This is a genomic window from Bacillus sp. JAS24-2 (assembly GCF_008274905.1).
Taxonomy (GTDB): domain Bacteria; phylum Bacillota; class Bacilli; order Bacillales; family Bacillaceae_G; genus Bacillus_A; species Bacillus_A cereus.
In genome coordinates, this window is sequence record NZ_CP031068.1 from 812,822 (window position 1) to 825,836 (window position 13,015).

Consider the following 13,015-nt stretch of genomic DNA (forward strand, 5'->3'; position numbering starts at 1 on the left):
CTTTCTCTTTTTCTATTAATAGAAAGGGAGATTTATATGATCGGAGTTTCCATTTATCTTTCAAAAGAACGAGTAGAGAAACAAGAAGAGTGGCTAAAAGTAGCGAAGGAAAATGGGTTTACATCTATTTTTACATCACTGCACATTCCAGAAGATGATCCAAATACGTATAAAGAGTTAATTCAAATATTAGGGAAACAAGCTCTTGCACATGAAATGGAGCTAATGGTTGATGTTTCTCCAAAATCGTTACACCATTTAGGGCTAACATATGAAAATGTGGAAGAGCTATTGGACTGGGGCATTACCGGTTTAAGAATGGATTACGGCATTGCGCCAAAAGAAATTGCAAGCGTATCTCATAAGATGAAAGTAGCTTTAAATGCGAGTACGATTACAAATTCATTTTGGAAAGAATTACTTGCAGAACATATAAGAGTAGAGAATGTAGAAGCATGGCATAATTTTTACCCGCGCCCAGAGACAGGACTAGCAAAGTCCTTCTTACAAAAACAAAATCAATATTTACAGAAGTGCGGAATAAAGACGATGGCATTTATTCCAGGAGATGCGGAAAAACGAGGTCCGTTATATGAAGGGTTACCAACGTTAGAAAAACATCGCAATATGCGCCCGCTTGAAGCGTACTTAGAACTTGTACAAGATTGTGGTGTTGATAAAGTATTGATTGGAGATATAAGCGCAAGTTTAGAAAGTATGCAAGAAGTAGCTAGTGCAAGTAGAGGGATTATTCCATTGCATTACAAATCATTTATAACTGATAAAGAAGTATTAAAAGTGGTAGAGCAAGTGCATACAAATAGACTAGATCCGTCTCGTGATGTTATTCGATCTGTAGAATCAAGGGAAGGAAATAGAGTGGTGATAAAGCCGATGCATACAATTGTAAGAAAGAAAGGGAGCATTACAATTGATAATGAATTGTACGGTAGATATGCAGGGGAGATGCAAGTTGCCACATATGATTTACCTGTAGATGAGAAAGTGAATGTTGTTGGAATGGTTGTGGAAGAGGACGTTTCTTTGCTGCCTTATATTGGCGCTGGAAAAATGTTTCAACTTTTTCTATGCGATAGAATAAAAGCTTGAATTAGCGCTATTTTGTAAGAAAACATTATCCGTAAAACGGATAATGTTTTTTGTTTTCTTTAAAAAAGTATTTGACGAATGAAATAAAATACCGTATTGTTTTGACTTGTGAATAAAAGTTCACCATAACAAAACAAAAAGGAGAGTTCAAAATGAATCAATATATTGGGAATTTAATTATTCGTATCGTGTTAGGAGTTACGTTTTTTGCACACGGTTTAGCAAAGTTTCAATCAGGTATCGATAATGTAGCAGGGTGGTTTACAAGCATCGGTTTACCAGGTGGCCTTGCATACGGCGTAGCAACTGTAGAATTAGTTGGTGGTATATTATTAATTATCGGTTTAGGTGTACGATATGTAGGATTGTTATTCGCTCTTATTTTAGCTGGAGCTATCGTAAAGGTAAATGGAGCAGCAGGTTTATTAGGAGATGGAAAGAATCCAGGATATGAATTAGATCTTGCATTATTATCAATGGGTGCGTATTTATTCGTAGTAAAAGCAGAAGGATATGTAGATCGTTTCTTAAAAGAGAAAGTAATGAAAACGAAGTAAATTTTATTTATAAATGTTGACTTGAAGAAATATTGTAACTATAATGATTACAACTAATAGATTAAGAGTAAAACAATTTAAATATTTTTTTACACAAGATGTAACTATATAAGTTACATCTTGTGTAAAAATAAATAAACGGGAGGAAGTAATATGCCTAAATCAAATTTAGAAATTATTAAAAGCACGTATGAAGGATCAGCTTCTTCAAATGCAAAGCATTTAGCAGAAGCCCTCTCTGAAAAAGTGGAATGGACAGAGGCAGAAGGTTTCCCGTACGGCGGAACATATAAAGGCGTAGAAGCTATAATGAAAAATGTATTTAGCCGTTTAGGATCAGAATGGGATGATTATAAAGCAAGTGTAAATATGTATCATGAAGTAAGCGGAAAAGATGTAATTATTGCTGAAGGTATGTATTCTGGAGTTTATAAAGAAACAGGAAAATCATTTGAAGCAGAATTTGTTCATGTATGGCAACTGGAGAACGGAAAAATCGTGAAGTTTAAGCAGTATGTAGATAGTTATATTGTTAAGGAAGCAATGAAGAGCTAATGCTTTTTAAATGGATCGTAGGTATATGCATTACAATTATAGTAATTTTCTCGTCTATAGTTGGCGGAAAGAAATTGCTTGCATATGTGGAAAAAGAAAATAAAAATATTCAAACTGAGCGAGCGGCAAACGAAAAAGAGAAAAAAGCTGCAGAAGAAGCTCCGCAAATTAGTGAAGGTGAAATTATTTCTACTATGCATAAAATGGTGCACCAAAAGGTAAAATCCTCTGAAAAATGGGGATTTGTAGAGATGACAAAAAAGGAAATTTCTAATGTAAAAAGAGATATTGAAAATAGTACAGGTTTTCAATATAAAATGAAGTTATTTTCTATTATAAATAGATGGGAAAAAGGAGATTTTTCTCAAACTGTTGAGGAGCATAACTTTTTATGGAGCCTTCAAGGTGGAGATACTGGCAAGGCGACGGAACGTTTATCGCCAGAAGAGGAAAAGCAGTATATAAGAGAAATGAAGAGTAAATAAAAACATCGCCAACCTAGATGACGATGTTTTTTCATTAAGAATGTTTTCGTATTAAAGGTCTAGTTGGCTGAACGGCAACAGTTTTGAAATGAGAAAATAAATAACATCCTGTTACAACGACAATTGTCCCTAAAATTTGTATCCACGTTAATTCTTCTCCGAGAAATATGAATGCTAAAATGGCTGTGAAAATTGGATTGAAGTTTAGAAAAATACCTGATGTAGTTGCGCCTAATTTTTGTACGCCAATATTCCAAAATACCATACAAAGAACTGTCGAAATAAGCCCAGTATATAAAAGTGATGTGATGAAAGAAGTATTTATATTTAAAACAGTGAAGCTACCTATGTTAAACGGTAGTAATAAAATAACGCCGAAAATACCAGAGTACAACGTTGCCATAAGTGGTGTAGTTGTTTTTGTTGCCCATTTACTACAAACAGAATAGATTCCCCAAATACAAACCGCTGCAATCATCCATAAATCACCGCTATTAAAATGTAGTGAAAATAAAAGCGAGAAATCACCTTTTAATAGGACGAGGATGACCCCGAAGAATGAAAGAATCATGGATAGGATTTGAAGTGTATTTACTTTTTCTTTTAGAAATAATACTGAAAATAATGCGATTGAAATTGCATTCAATGTAGAAATAAGCCCTACATTCGTAGCGGATGTTTTTTCTAATGCTAAAAATTGAAAGATGTTAAAAAGAGCGACTCCTGAAATTCCCATTAATATTAACGGAATTATTGCGGTACGTGGTGGAAGGATTTTCTTTTCTTTAAGCCATACCATTGGTAATAAACAAACAATCGCAATCATCCATCTTAAATTTGTCAATGTCATCGGTGATGCATGATCGACGAGTGATTTTCCAACGACGAAATTTCCTCCCCATAATAAGCTCGTTAGTAATAGTAAAAAGACGTAAAAATAAGGCATGATAAAATCCCCTTTTTTGTAATCAATACGAATTGTAAATAATTTTAGCATTTTTCTTTATTGTGTAATATATTATTTTGTATAATGGTGAAAACTCGATAAAATCTTTAGTTTAAAATGATATTTACAGAAAGATATTCAGTTTTATATAAATTATAAGTTGTTTTTTCGAATAATCATCGGTAAGAAAAAAGGAGGAATTGTAATGGAGTCGTCTGTTATTAAAGTGTTGGATGATTTGGATGTACAAATTTTAGATATATTGCAGAAGGATTCACAAGTAAGTAATGCAGAGCTGGCACGTCGCGTTAATTTATCACCGGCTGCGATGCATGCAAGAATAAAAAGGTTAGATGGGGAAGGTTTCATCGATAAGCAAGTTGCGATTTTAAATCAAGAAAAGCTTGGGTTTGATTTATTATGCTTTATTTTTATGAGTACGAATATTCATCAATTTGACAAGTTGGAAGTGTTGGAGAAAGAATTAGAATCGATGCCGGAAGTGTTAGAATGTCACTGTTTAACAGGAGAGTACGATTATTTATTAAAGGTTGCAAATCGTGATCGTAAAGAACTGGAGCAGTTTATTAGAAAGCTGAATAAGCTTGGTATTACAAGGATACAGACAAGTTTAGCACTTCGTGAAATTAAATATTCGACGATATTGCCGATACGAAATGAGGAACCGAGCATCGATTAGATTGCTTGGTTTTTTGTTTGTATAAAGTGATTGACGAGGAGAAAAGAGAGCTGTATTATTATATGAAATTATGAATTAAAATTCATTTAAAGTTATAAATATTAATATTGAGGGGCAAGGGGATGTAATATGAAAATCTGTAATGCGGTGACGAGTGATGTGAAAGAAATTTATAGTCTTATTGAGGTTTATGCAAAAGAGGGAGTTGTTTTACCACGTTCTCTTTTGTCTCTTTATCAATATTTGCAATGTTTATATGTTATGAAAGAAGACGAGAGAATTGTTGGAGTTGCTGGATTGCATGTGTTAGGAGAAGATCTTGCAGAAATACGATCGTTAGTAGTTTCGCATACATATGCAGGGAAAGGGATAGGACGTATGCTCGTAAATCATGTAATGGAGGAAGCTACGAAAATAAATGTAAGAAGAGTAATTTCCTTAACATATGAAACAGTATTTTTTCAAAAGTGTGGATTTGATTTTATAAATAAAGAAGCGTTGCCAGAGAAAGTATGGATTGATTGTAGACATTGTCCAAAGATGGATTATTGTGATGAAGCGGCGATGGTTCGGTATGTTGGATAAAAAATTTATAGAGAAAAAGTTCCCACTATTATTTACAGATATAGTGGGAACATATATTTACATAAGAAATGGACAGGTTATTAAGAATTTGAATTCGTTTGTCTTACGGCAAAATTATAAAGTGGATCTTTAAGTTCATAGTTATACGTTAAACCGTCGACAATTCCTACAACTTTATCATTATCATAAAGGTCGAGCATAAATTGTGCCATTTGTTTTGCAGTGTGGAATTTCGGTACAACATTATCGTATTCGAACTCATCAATACCAAATGAACGTTTTGCAAATTCTGTTTCAGTTGCCCCAGGTGCTAAAACCTTTGCTTGCAGTTTTGCGCCTTGTTCTTTCAGTTCGTGAGACAGCCCTTCTGTAAAGGCACTTACATAAAATTTTGTAGCGCAATACGTAACAGCATCAGCAACAATCGTGTATCCGCCGCCCGATGAAACGTTAATAAGCTGTGTTCCGTCAACCATTGAATAATCTCGAACGAAAAGAGAAGAGAGTATTGTTAGTGCTTCTATATTGACATGCAACATCGTCTCGATTTTATTTAAATTTTGTTCGGCAATTGAGGCGAAATTACCAAAACCTGCGTTATTAATCCACGTTTCAATTTGAAAAGCTTGTAGGCTTTCATAAAGTTTATAAACATCTTCAGTAACAGATAAATCAGTTCGTCGAATGACAACATCTAACTCTGGATGCATTTCGTTAATTTTCAATTTTAATCCATCTAATTCTTCTTGTCTTCGAGCTACAAGTACTAAATTTTTCCCGCGAGGTGCAAATGCTAAAGCTGCTTCATAACCAATTCCGGAACTTGCACCAGTAATAACAGTGTATTTCATATAAAATCCCCCTAAATTCAAATTTATTTATGGTTAGATTGTATTTGTTAGAGTATACTCTAAGTCAAATGTTTTTTATAAATTTGATACGTTCATAAAATATATAAGGATAAGCATGTGGAGGGAGTTTAGTATGTATACAATTAGTGAGGTAGCAAAATTATTAGGATTGAGCACACATACACTACGTTATTATGAAAAGGAAAATATATTGATTGCAAATCGTGATACAAATGGAAATCGACTTTACGAAGAGTCACATATAAAGTGGTTGCAGTTTGTAATGAAATTAAAACAAACGCAAATGCCAATAGCAAAAATAAGAGAATACGCTAGATTATATACAGAAGGGGAGCATACAACAGAAGCTCGTTTACAGCTCCTAGAAGATCATAGGAAATCTATTCAGATTCAAAGAGAAAACTTAGAGGTTACAGAGAAGATGCTTGAGAATAAAATTCGTACATACAAAAGCTCATTGGAAAATAAATAGATGTTGTTATGTGATGAAAAATGGATTTGATCTATGAGTATTTCATCATAGTGTGCGGATAAATAAAAAAGAGCAGCTAGCAAAAGCTAACTGCTCCATTCAAGGGATCTCTCCAAGGGGGAGTGGAGAAAATATTATGTTACTAGCATTATTGACAGATTATTAGGAAATATACAAATCGGATGAAAGAAATTTTAAATAAAATTTCGGTATTGACAGTTTTTAAAATGTTCATGTACAATACACATGAATGACATTCAGTCATTTTTTATGGCAGGATGCAGTTAGCTTAGAAATGGAACAAATACAATGATAAATGAGGATGATAGTTGTTTTTATATAGTATTGATGAAAGAGTATATTTTTTTAAAACAAAATGACTGATAGTCAGTCATAAGAGGTGAGAGGTATGAAAAATAGAGCTTGGTTATATGTCATATTAACATGTATCTTTGAAATTTTTTGGGTGTTTGGTTTTAATACGGCTAATACTTGGTGGCATTGGATTATTATTTTAGGAGTTATCGCTGTTGATTTTCACTTCCTTTCTAAAGCGTGTGAACATCTTGCAACAGGAACTGTATATGCTGTTTTCGCTGGAGCTGGTACGGTAGGTACTTTCTTAATGGATGTATTTCTTTTCGGTGGAAGTTTCAGCGCAGGCAAACTATTCTTCATTCTTATGGTAGTAGCCGGCGTTATCGGTTTAAAGTTAGCTGACAATAAAGAAGAAACTGTGGAAGGAGCTGCTTAAAAAATGGGTTGGTTTTTCGTATGTTGTGCTGCAATTAGTGAAATAGTCGGTGTGATAGGACTTAAAATGTATAGTAAAGATAAGACATTAGCCAATGGTGCGATTTATATAGGTGGGTTTGCTACATCCTTCGTATTTTTGTATACTTCCTTCTTATTTTTACAAGTAAGTGTCGCGTATGCGGTTTGGATTGGTATCGGAACAGCAGGTGCAGTTTTGTTAAACATGTTCTTGTTTGGTGAGTCGAAAAGTAAAGCGCGTATCATTAGTGTGTTTCTTATTGTATGTGGAGTGACAGGATTAAAGGCACTTTCTTAAAGATATATTGTATTTTTATCTCCTAATTGTTTATTAGGAGATTTTATTATAAAAAAATGATTTCCTCTTAGAGTTCACTATCATTGACAGTACAATCGATTATCTTATAAAATGAGTGACAGTCATTCAATATGCGTGTGAAAGGGTTTAGATGATGAATAAAAAAGAGAAAATTGTCTATGCAGCTATTGAAGTGTTTCAGGAAAAGGGCGTCGAAAAAACGAAGATTTCTGATATCGTGAAATTAGCTGGCATTGCGCAAGGAACTTTCTATTTATATTTTCCTTCTAAGTTATCTGTTATGCCTGCAATAGCAGAAGTGATGGTTGAAAAGATGATACTTGCAGTGAAAGAAAAAGTGCAAAACGATGCGCCTTTCTCAAGTAAAGTGACGCAAGTAATAGATGCGGTGTTTCACTTTATAGCTGAATATCGTGAAATACAAGCTTTAATGTATGCTGGTCTTGCATCTACAGAACATATAAAAGAATGGGAAGCTGTGTATGAGCCTCTTTATATGTGGCTAAGTGAATTTTTAAATGAGGCAAAAGAAGCCGGTGAAATTCGTGATTCGGTTCACGCAGAGCGAACAGCCAAGTTATTTATCGCTCTAGTTGAATCAGCAGCGGAACAAGTGTATTTATATGATCATAAAGATGATGAGCAAGTCGATTTGCAAAAGGCAGAAGTACTAGATTTTTTAACACATGCACTACATATAAAGAAATAGTGAGATGAACCTGTCTGAAAAGGTAGGTTCATTTTTGAGGAAAACTGAATGATAGTCATTCACCTAATGCGTATGTATGTGTGGAAGGATAGTGTGAAATTCTAACGAGTAGGGGGCATCTCTACTCATGACTAGCCCACAAATAGAAGGATAGAGAAAAAGCTTCTTGGGCATTATTTTTTGAGAGGAACTTACGGGAAGAGGTGTTAAAAAGTGAAGAAACCGATAAAAGAACAAAAGATGGTATTGGTCATTCTTTTGAGTAATATATTTATCGCTTTTCTAGGGATTGGATTAATCATTCCAGTTATGCCGTCCTTTATGAATGATATGCATTTGACAGGGAAGACGATGGGATATCTCGTTGCAGTGTTTGCAATGGCACAGCTCATTACTTCACCTATTACAGGCCGGTGGGTTGATCTTTACGGTAGAAAGAAAATGATAATCATTGGATTATTTATTTTTGGTGTTTCAGAGCTTCTTTTTGGATTAGGAAAAGATGTATGGATGCTTTATGTAGCAAGGGTATTAGGCGGAATTAGTGCTGCTTTTATTATGCCTGGTGTTACGGCATATGTTGCGGATATTACATCTATTCAGGAACGTCCAAAGGCGATGGGATACTTATCTGCGGCTATTAGTACTGGATTCATTATAGGTCCTGGAATCGGCGGATTTATTGCAGAATACGGTATACGTGTGCCGTTTTTCGTTGCAGCAGCAATTGCCTTTATAGCATGTGTGATTTCAATCTTTATTTTAAAAGAACCGTTAACGAAAGAAGAACTTGCAGAGATTTCTTCTAATACGAAGGAATCAAGTTTTATTGGTGATTTAAAGAAATCATTACATCCAATGTATGCAATTGCATTTATTATCGTATTTGTACTCGCATTCGGATTATCAGCGTATGAAACAGTGTTTAGCTTGTTCTCTGATCATAAATTTGGCTTCTCGCCGAAAGATATCGCAGCAATTATTACAATTAGTTCAATCTTTGGGGTAGTTGTGCAAGTATTTATGTTTGGCAAATTGGTAGACATGTTCGGTGAGAAAGTGTTAATTCAAATATGTTTAATTGTAGGTGCAGTATTAGCATTCGTCTCAACTGTAGTCTTTAATTATTGGATTGTACTTCTCGTTACTTGCTTCATTTTCTTAGCATTTGATTTACTTCGTCCAGCTTTAACGACATTTTTATCAAAAGCAGCCGGAAAAGAGCAAGGATTCGTCGCTGGTATGAACTCGACTTATACGAGTTTAGGAAATATCGCAGGACCAGCGATGGGCGGAATATTATTTGATATGAATATTCATTATCCATATGCATTTTCAGGCGTTGTTTTAATAGTTGGTCTCGGCATTACATTTATGTGGAGAGAGAAACAGTTGGCTGAAAGTTTTGCGAAGTAATAAAACCCCTTACGACGGTAAGGTGGTTTTGTTTTATTCTGATTAAAGTTTCATTTTATAAACTTAACCCAAACCGTTTTAATTCAATAAAAATCCCCTCTAATTGCTTTCCTTTATCCGTTAATGTGTACTCTACACGAGGCGGAACTTCTGGATATACTTTTCTCGTTATAATGCCTTGAGACTCTAATTCTTTTAGTCGAAGCGATAATGTTTTTGGACTAATACCATCCATTGATTTTTGTAAATCACTAAAGCGTAATGTTCCTTCGATAAGAAGATCACGAATGATTAAAAACGTCCATTTTGTACTAATTACATCAAGCGTTTTAGCGATAGGACAAGGTATGCCCGGTAAACCTTTCGTTAATTCAACTGGATTTATATCGTTCATGGAACTAGCCTCCATAAAATTTTTTTGGATGAATTTGCTTTATAGTATCACAAAACTATACTTTTGGTAACTATATGAAAAAAATATCACTACTTCCATAAAGAAAGTTAGTGCATATACAATAGCAATACGAAACAAAAAGGATTTATATAAGGAGGTGGTGATTTCCATGGGGATAAAAAAGTTATTTGGATTTCTTAGTTTGTTTGTTATTTGTATTGTGCTTGTAGCATGTGGTGTGGAACAAAAAACTGAAGTTCAGTTATTAAAAGAAATGCCAAAGCCAAAAGCAATGACAATTGATCCCTCACTAAGTAAAAAAGAAGCGACAGAAATGGTTCATGCGGCGCAGCGTTTTTATGCATTTTGGGATACAGGTAAGGAGGAACTTATTCCGCAGACTGTTACTAAAGATTTCTTCGATAATACATTGCCGAAAGGGCGACCACAAGGCATTGAAGGATTAAAGTTTGCAGCGCAAAATTTTCGTAAAGTTGTGCCTGATATACATTGCGAGATTGAAGACTTATTAGTTGTTGGTGATAAAGTAACGGCCCGTCTTTCTTTTACAGGAACGCATAATGGTAAGAAAATTAATTTTTTTGCAATTGATATTTTACATGTGAAAGACGGAAAGATAACAGAAGATTGGCATTTAGAAGATAATCTTACACTACAGCAGCAACTCGGCTTAATAGCTGAAGAGTAGATCATATAGGGGAGAGAAAAACGATGAAAAATATATTTATTATAAATGGACATGAAAAATACGGTACAAAGGAAGGACGATTAAATAAAACGTTAGTAGATTATATGGTTACTGTATTAGGCGAGAATCATCATGTGAAAACAACAACGATTCAAGATGGTTACAATATTAAAGAAGAACAAGATAAGTTTTTATGGGCTGATGTTGTGATTTATCAAACACCAATTTACTGGTTTAATGTTCCAGGCTTATTTAAAACGTATATGGATGAAGTATATGAATACGGTTTGTTCTTTAAAGGTGCAGATGAATATGGAACAGGTGGTTTATTAAAAGAGAAAGAGTATATGTTCTCTACAACTTGGAATGCACCTGAAAAAGCATTTGGAGATAAGACAAAGTTCTTTGAAGGAGAAAGTTTAGAATCAGCGCTTAGTCATTTACATCGCGTGCAAAAGTTTCTCGGTATGAGTCCGTTAAAGAGTTTTGCTTGTTATGATGTGGTGAAGAATCCGAATATAGAGAAGTATTTATTGAACTTGAAAGATCACTTAGATGGAGTAATTAAATAATAGTATGTGAAGAAGGTACTACTAAGGATGTAGTACCTTCTCCTTTTATAATGACTCATATTTTAAGACATGGATGGCTGTATCCATAACTTCGCAAAATTTGCCCAACCGAATGAATCAATTGTTACGTTTTTTAAAGAAGAAGGGTATGTTTTTCTTTTTAGAACGTGATAGTTAAATAAAATGATGTGTTCTGCTTGTAAAAACTCTTCAATCTCATACATGAGTTCATAACGCTTTTCTTTATTTTCTTCTAGTAAAAATGTATCTAGTAAACAGTTAATTTGTTTTTCGTAGTGCGGGTCCATGAACCGATTTACGAAGCAACTTTTATTTTTAAATACATTTAAGAATGCAATTTCATGATTGGCAGCAAATACTTCTCCCATGAAAATAATATCAGCATGTTTATCAATAGAGCGATTCATATAATCTGAAACGGGAAATGGGTGAAGCTCTACTTGTATACCTAAACTTTCACATCGTTCTTTTAAGAAATATGCATCATTTGCACTATCTTTAAATGCGAAGAAGTAAATATGTATCGTTTCTCCATTATATGTACTCTTTTTCAAATACTCTTTTGCCTTTTCTAAAGAGTAGGATCTTCTTGTTGCAAGGCGGCTTCTATCAGGGAAAAAGCTTGATGCAGCAATTGTTCGTCTCCCCTCTATGTTACGAAGTATCATTTCAACATCATATAGTTCTCTCCAAGCTTTTCGAAAGTAAATGTCGTGATGAGGACCAGGTTTTGTAAAGTTGAAGCTAGCATAAATACAACCTATTTCTTCTATTTGTATATCATGCCTTTCATTTTCCTCTTCGTTTGGTAGTTCATAATCAGCATCTATTTGCACATGGTCAGGAATACCCCAAAATTTAATACGGTCTAATAACGCGCGCTCTTTAAAATAATGGGTGAACGCTTCGAGTACGATATTATCTTCAGAGTAATGAGCAAGTTTGAAAGGTCCAGTACCTATATAATGATGATTTTGAATACTCGTATCACGCGGTAAAATTGCGAGCTGCATTGAACTTACATAGTGTAAGAAAAATAAATTTGGTTTTGCTAAATGGAATCGAATTTGCAGTGGTGATGGTGTTTCAATTTGAACAATTTCTTCTGTTAACCATTCGAAAGGGGATTGAACTTGCTTTAGTCTTTCAAATGAAAACTGTACATCTTTAGAAGTTAAAATTGATTCATTGTGAAAATATATATCTTTTCGTAAATAAAAGGTCCAAGTAAGTCCATCTTCACTTAATTCCCACGTATGCGCAATGTGAGGCTCCATTTTTTCAGTAACATCGTTATAGACAACTAACGTATCAAAAATTTGACTCGTAAGATGACTCTCTGTAGTTACAGCCACAAAAGCCGGATCTAATGGGAATATCTTTCTCGATATAGGAATCTTTAATACGTCGTACATATCATTTGAAGGTTCGTATCCAAAATGATGATGTAGTTTATTTTCTATCTTTTTTTGAAGTGCAAGGGGTAGGGGTTCTTTTAAAAGAAGAAAGATATCTTTTAATTTTTCTTGTGCTAACAGTTCATCTGTATAGGACTCAATCGCTTCTACGAAATTATGTATAAATAGAATTTCCGTTTTATTTCCGCGGCCTCGCCCTGGAGTCCAGCTAATTAATTGCTCCTCGCTCATTTTCTTTAATAAAATCTTTACGTTTTTCGTACTGCAATATAAAACATCCGCTAATTCTTGTAAGCTATTTCGCATATGTTGTTGATCTTGTGCATGTAGTCTTAGTCTAATGTAATAGTCCATAATTTTCATATATACACTTCCTTCTATCATAAAAGGGGAAACTCTTT

Annotated in this window: 17 protein-coding genes; 13 read left to right on the plus strand and 4 right to left on the minus strand. The window is 34.1% G+C overall.

What is annotated here, in order from left to right:
- The first annotated feature begins 36 nt into the window (after window positions 1-36).
- From DN407_RS04275 to DN407_RS04290, 4 genes are all read left to right on the plus strand, one after another.
- Window positions 37-1,110, plus strand: a complete 1,074-nt coding sequence (locus DN407_RS04275; RefSeq protein ID WP_098280067.1) for a DUF871 domain-containing protein — start codon at window positions 37-39, stop codon at window positions 1,108-1,110.
- Between the two features lie 152 nt (window positions 1,111-1,262).
- Window positions 1,263-1,667, plus strand: a complete 405-nt coding sequence (locus DN407_RS04280; RefSeq protein ID WP_001077751.1) for a DoxX family protein — start codon at window positions 1,263-1,265, stop codon at window positions 1,665-1,667.
- 153 nt (window positions 1,668-1,820) lie between these two features.
- Window positions 1,821-2,222: a nuclear transport factor 2 family protein gene (locus DN407_RS04285; RefSeq protein WP_001126691.1), complete on the plus strand. Its 402-nt coding sequence runs from the start codon at window positions 1,821-1,823 to the stop codon at window positions 2,220-2,222.
- Complete coding sequence (locus tag DN407_RS04290) at window positions 2,222-2,707, plus strand: PRK06770 family protein (RefSeq protein WP_000897980.1); 486 nt, start codon at window positions 2,222-2,224, stop codon at window positions 2,705-2,707. The genes DN407_RS04285 and DN407_RS04290 overlap by 1 nt, the downstream gene beginning before the upstream one ends.
- A gap of 34 nt (window positions 2,708-2,741) precedes the next feature.
- Here the strand turns inward: DN407_RS04290 and DN407_RS04295 are convergent, their stop codons facing one another.
- Window positions 2,742-3,653: a DMT family transporter gene (locus DN407_RS04295; protein WP_098280069.1), complete on the minus strand. Its 912-nt coding sequence runs from the start codon at window positions 3,651-3,653 to the stop codon at window positions 2,742-2,744.
- 205 nt (window positions 3,654-3,858) lie between these two features.
- On the opposite strand from DN407_RS04295, the gene DN407_RS04300 reads away from it, so the two are divergent.
- Together DN407_RS04300 and DN407_RS04305 are read left to right on the plus strand one after the other, a co-directional pair.
- A complete protein-coding gene (locus DN407_RS04300; RefSeq protein ID WP_149216038.1) occupies window positions 3,859-4,353 on the plus strand; it encodes an Lrp/AsnC family transcriptional regulator in 495 nt (164 codons plus the stop codon).
- A gap of 129 nt (window positions 4,354-4,482) precedes the next feature.
- Window positions 4,483-4,938 (plus strand): N-acetyltransferase, encoded by a 456-nt coding sequence (locus tag DN407_RS04305; RefSeq protein ID WP_149216039.1) that lies wholly within the window; start codon window positions 4,483-4,485, stop codon window positions 4,936-4,938.
- Window positions 4,939-5,018: 80 nt separating this feature from the next.
- Here the strand turns inward: DN407_RS04305 and DN407_RS04310 are convergent, their stop codons facing one another.
- Window positions 5,019-5,789 carry an SDR family NAD(P)-dependent oxidoreductase gene (locus tag DN407_RS04310; protein WP_149216040.1) on the minus strand — a complete coding sequence of 257 codons (771 nt, stop codon included), beginning with the start codon at window positions 5,787-5,789 and terminating at the stop codon, window positions 5,019-5,021.
- A gap of 133 nt (window positions 5,790-5,922) precedes the next feature.
- On the opposite strand from DN407_RS04310, the gene DN407_RS04315 reads away from it, so the two are divergent.
- From DN407_RS04315 to DN407_RS04335, 5 genes are all read left to right on the plus strand, one after another.
- Window positions 5,923-6,282, plus strand: a complete 360-nt coding sequence (locus DN407_RS04315; RefSeq protein WP_000288060.1) for a MerR family transcriptional regulator — start codon at window positions 5,923-5,925, stop codon at window positions 6,280-6,282.
- A 409-nt stretch (window positions 6,283-6,691) separates the two neighbouring features.
- A complete protein-coding gene (locus DN407_RS04320; protein ID WP_000796020.1) occupies window positions 6,692-7,036 on the plus strand; it encodes a DMT family transporter in 345 nt (114 codons plus the stop codon).
- Between the two features lie 3 nt (window positions 7,037-7,039).
- On the plus strand, window positions 7,040-7,354 hold the full coding sequence (locus tag DN407_RS04325) for a DMT family transporter (protein ID WP_098023160.1): 315 nt from the start codon (window positions 7,040-7,042) through the stop codon (window positions 7,352-7,354).
- Between the two features lie 151 nt (window positions 7,355-7,505).
- Entirely contained in the window at window positions 7,506-8,084 is a 579-nt protein-coding gene (locus DN407_RS04330) for a TetR/AcrR family transcriptional regulator (RefSeq protein ID WP_001999151.1), read from the plus strand.
- A 213-nt stretch (window positions 8,085-8,297) separates the two neighbouring features.
- Window positions 8,298-9,500 (plus strand): MFS transporter, encoded by a 1,203-nt coding sequence (locus DN407_RS04335; protein WP_000742953.1) that lies wholly within the window; start codon window positions 8,298-8,300, stop codon window positions 9,498-9,500.
- Between the two features lie 55 nt (window positions 9,501-9,555).
- On the opposite strand, the gene DN407_RS04340 is transcribed toward DN407_RS04335, so the two are convergent.
- The gene (locus DN407_RS04340) at window positions 9,556-9,894 is read right to left on the minus strand and encodes a winged helix-turn-helix transcriptional regulator (RefSeq protein WP_000997917.1); all 339 of its coding nucleotides are present in this window, start codon (window positions 9,892-9,894) and stop codon (window positions 9,556-9,558) included.
- Between the two features lie 169 nt (window positions 9,895-10,063).
- Here DN407_RS04340 and DN407_RS04345 point away from each other — a divergent pair, with 169 nt between their 5' ends.
- Both DN407_RS04345 and DN407_RS04350 read left to right on the plus strand, forming a co-directional pair.
- Entirely contained in the window at window positions 10,064-10,603 is a 540-nt protein-coding gene (locus tag DN407_RS04345; protein WP_000511560.1) for an ester cyclase, read from the plus strand.
- A gap of 23 nt (window positions 10,604-10,626) precedes the next feature.
- Window positions 10,627-11,175 carry an NAD(P)H-dependent oxidoreductase gene (locus DN407_RS04350; RefSeq protein WP_149216041.1) on the plus strand — a complete coding sequence of 183 codons (549 nt, stop codon included), beginning with the start codon at window positions 10,627-10,629 and terminating at the stop codon, window positions 11,173-11,175.
- 62 nt (window positions 11,176-11,237) lie between these two features.
- On the opposite strand, the gene DN407_RS04355 is transcribed toward DN407_RS04350, so the two are convergent.
- Complete coding sequence (locus tag DN407_RS04355) at window positions 11,238-12,998, minus strand: SgrR family transcriptional regulator (RefSeq protein ID WP_142407738.1); 1,761 nt, start codon at window positions 12,996-12,998, stop codon at window positions 11,238-11,240.
- Window positions 12,999-13,015 lie beyond the last annotated feature (17 nt).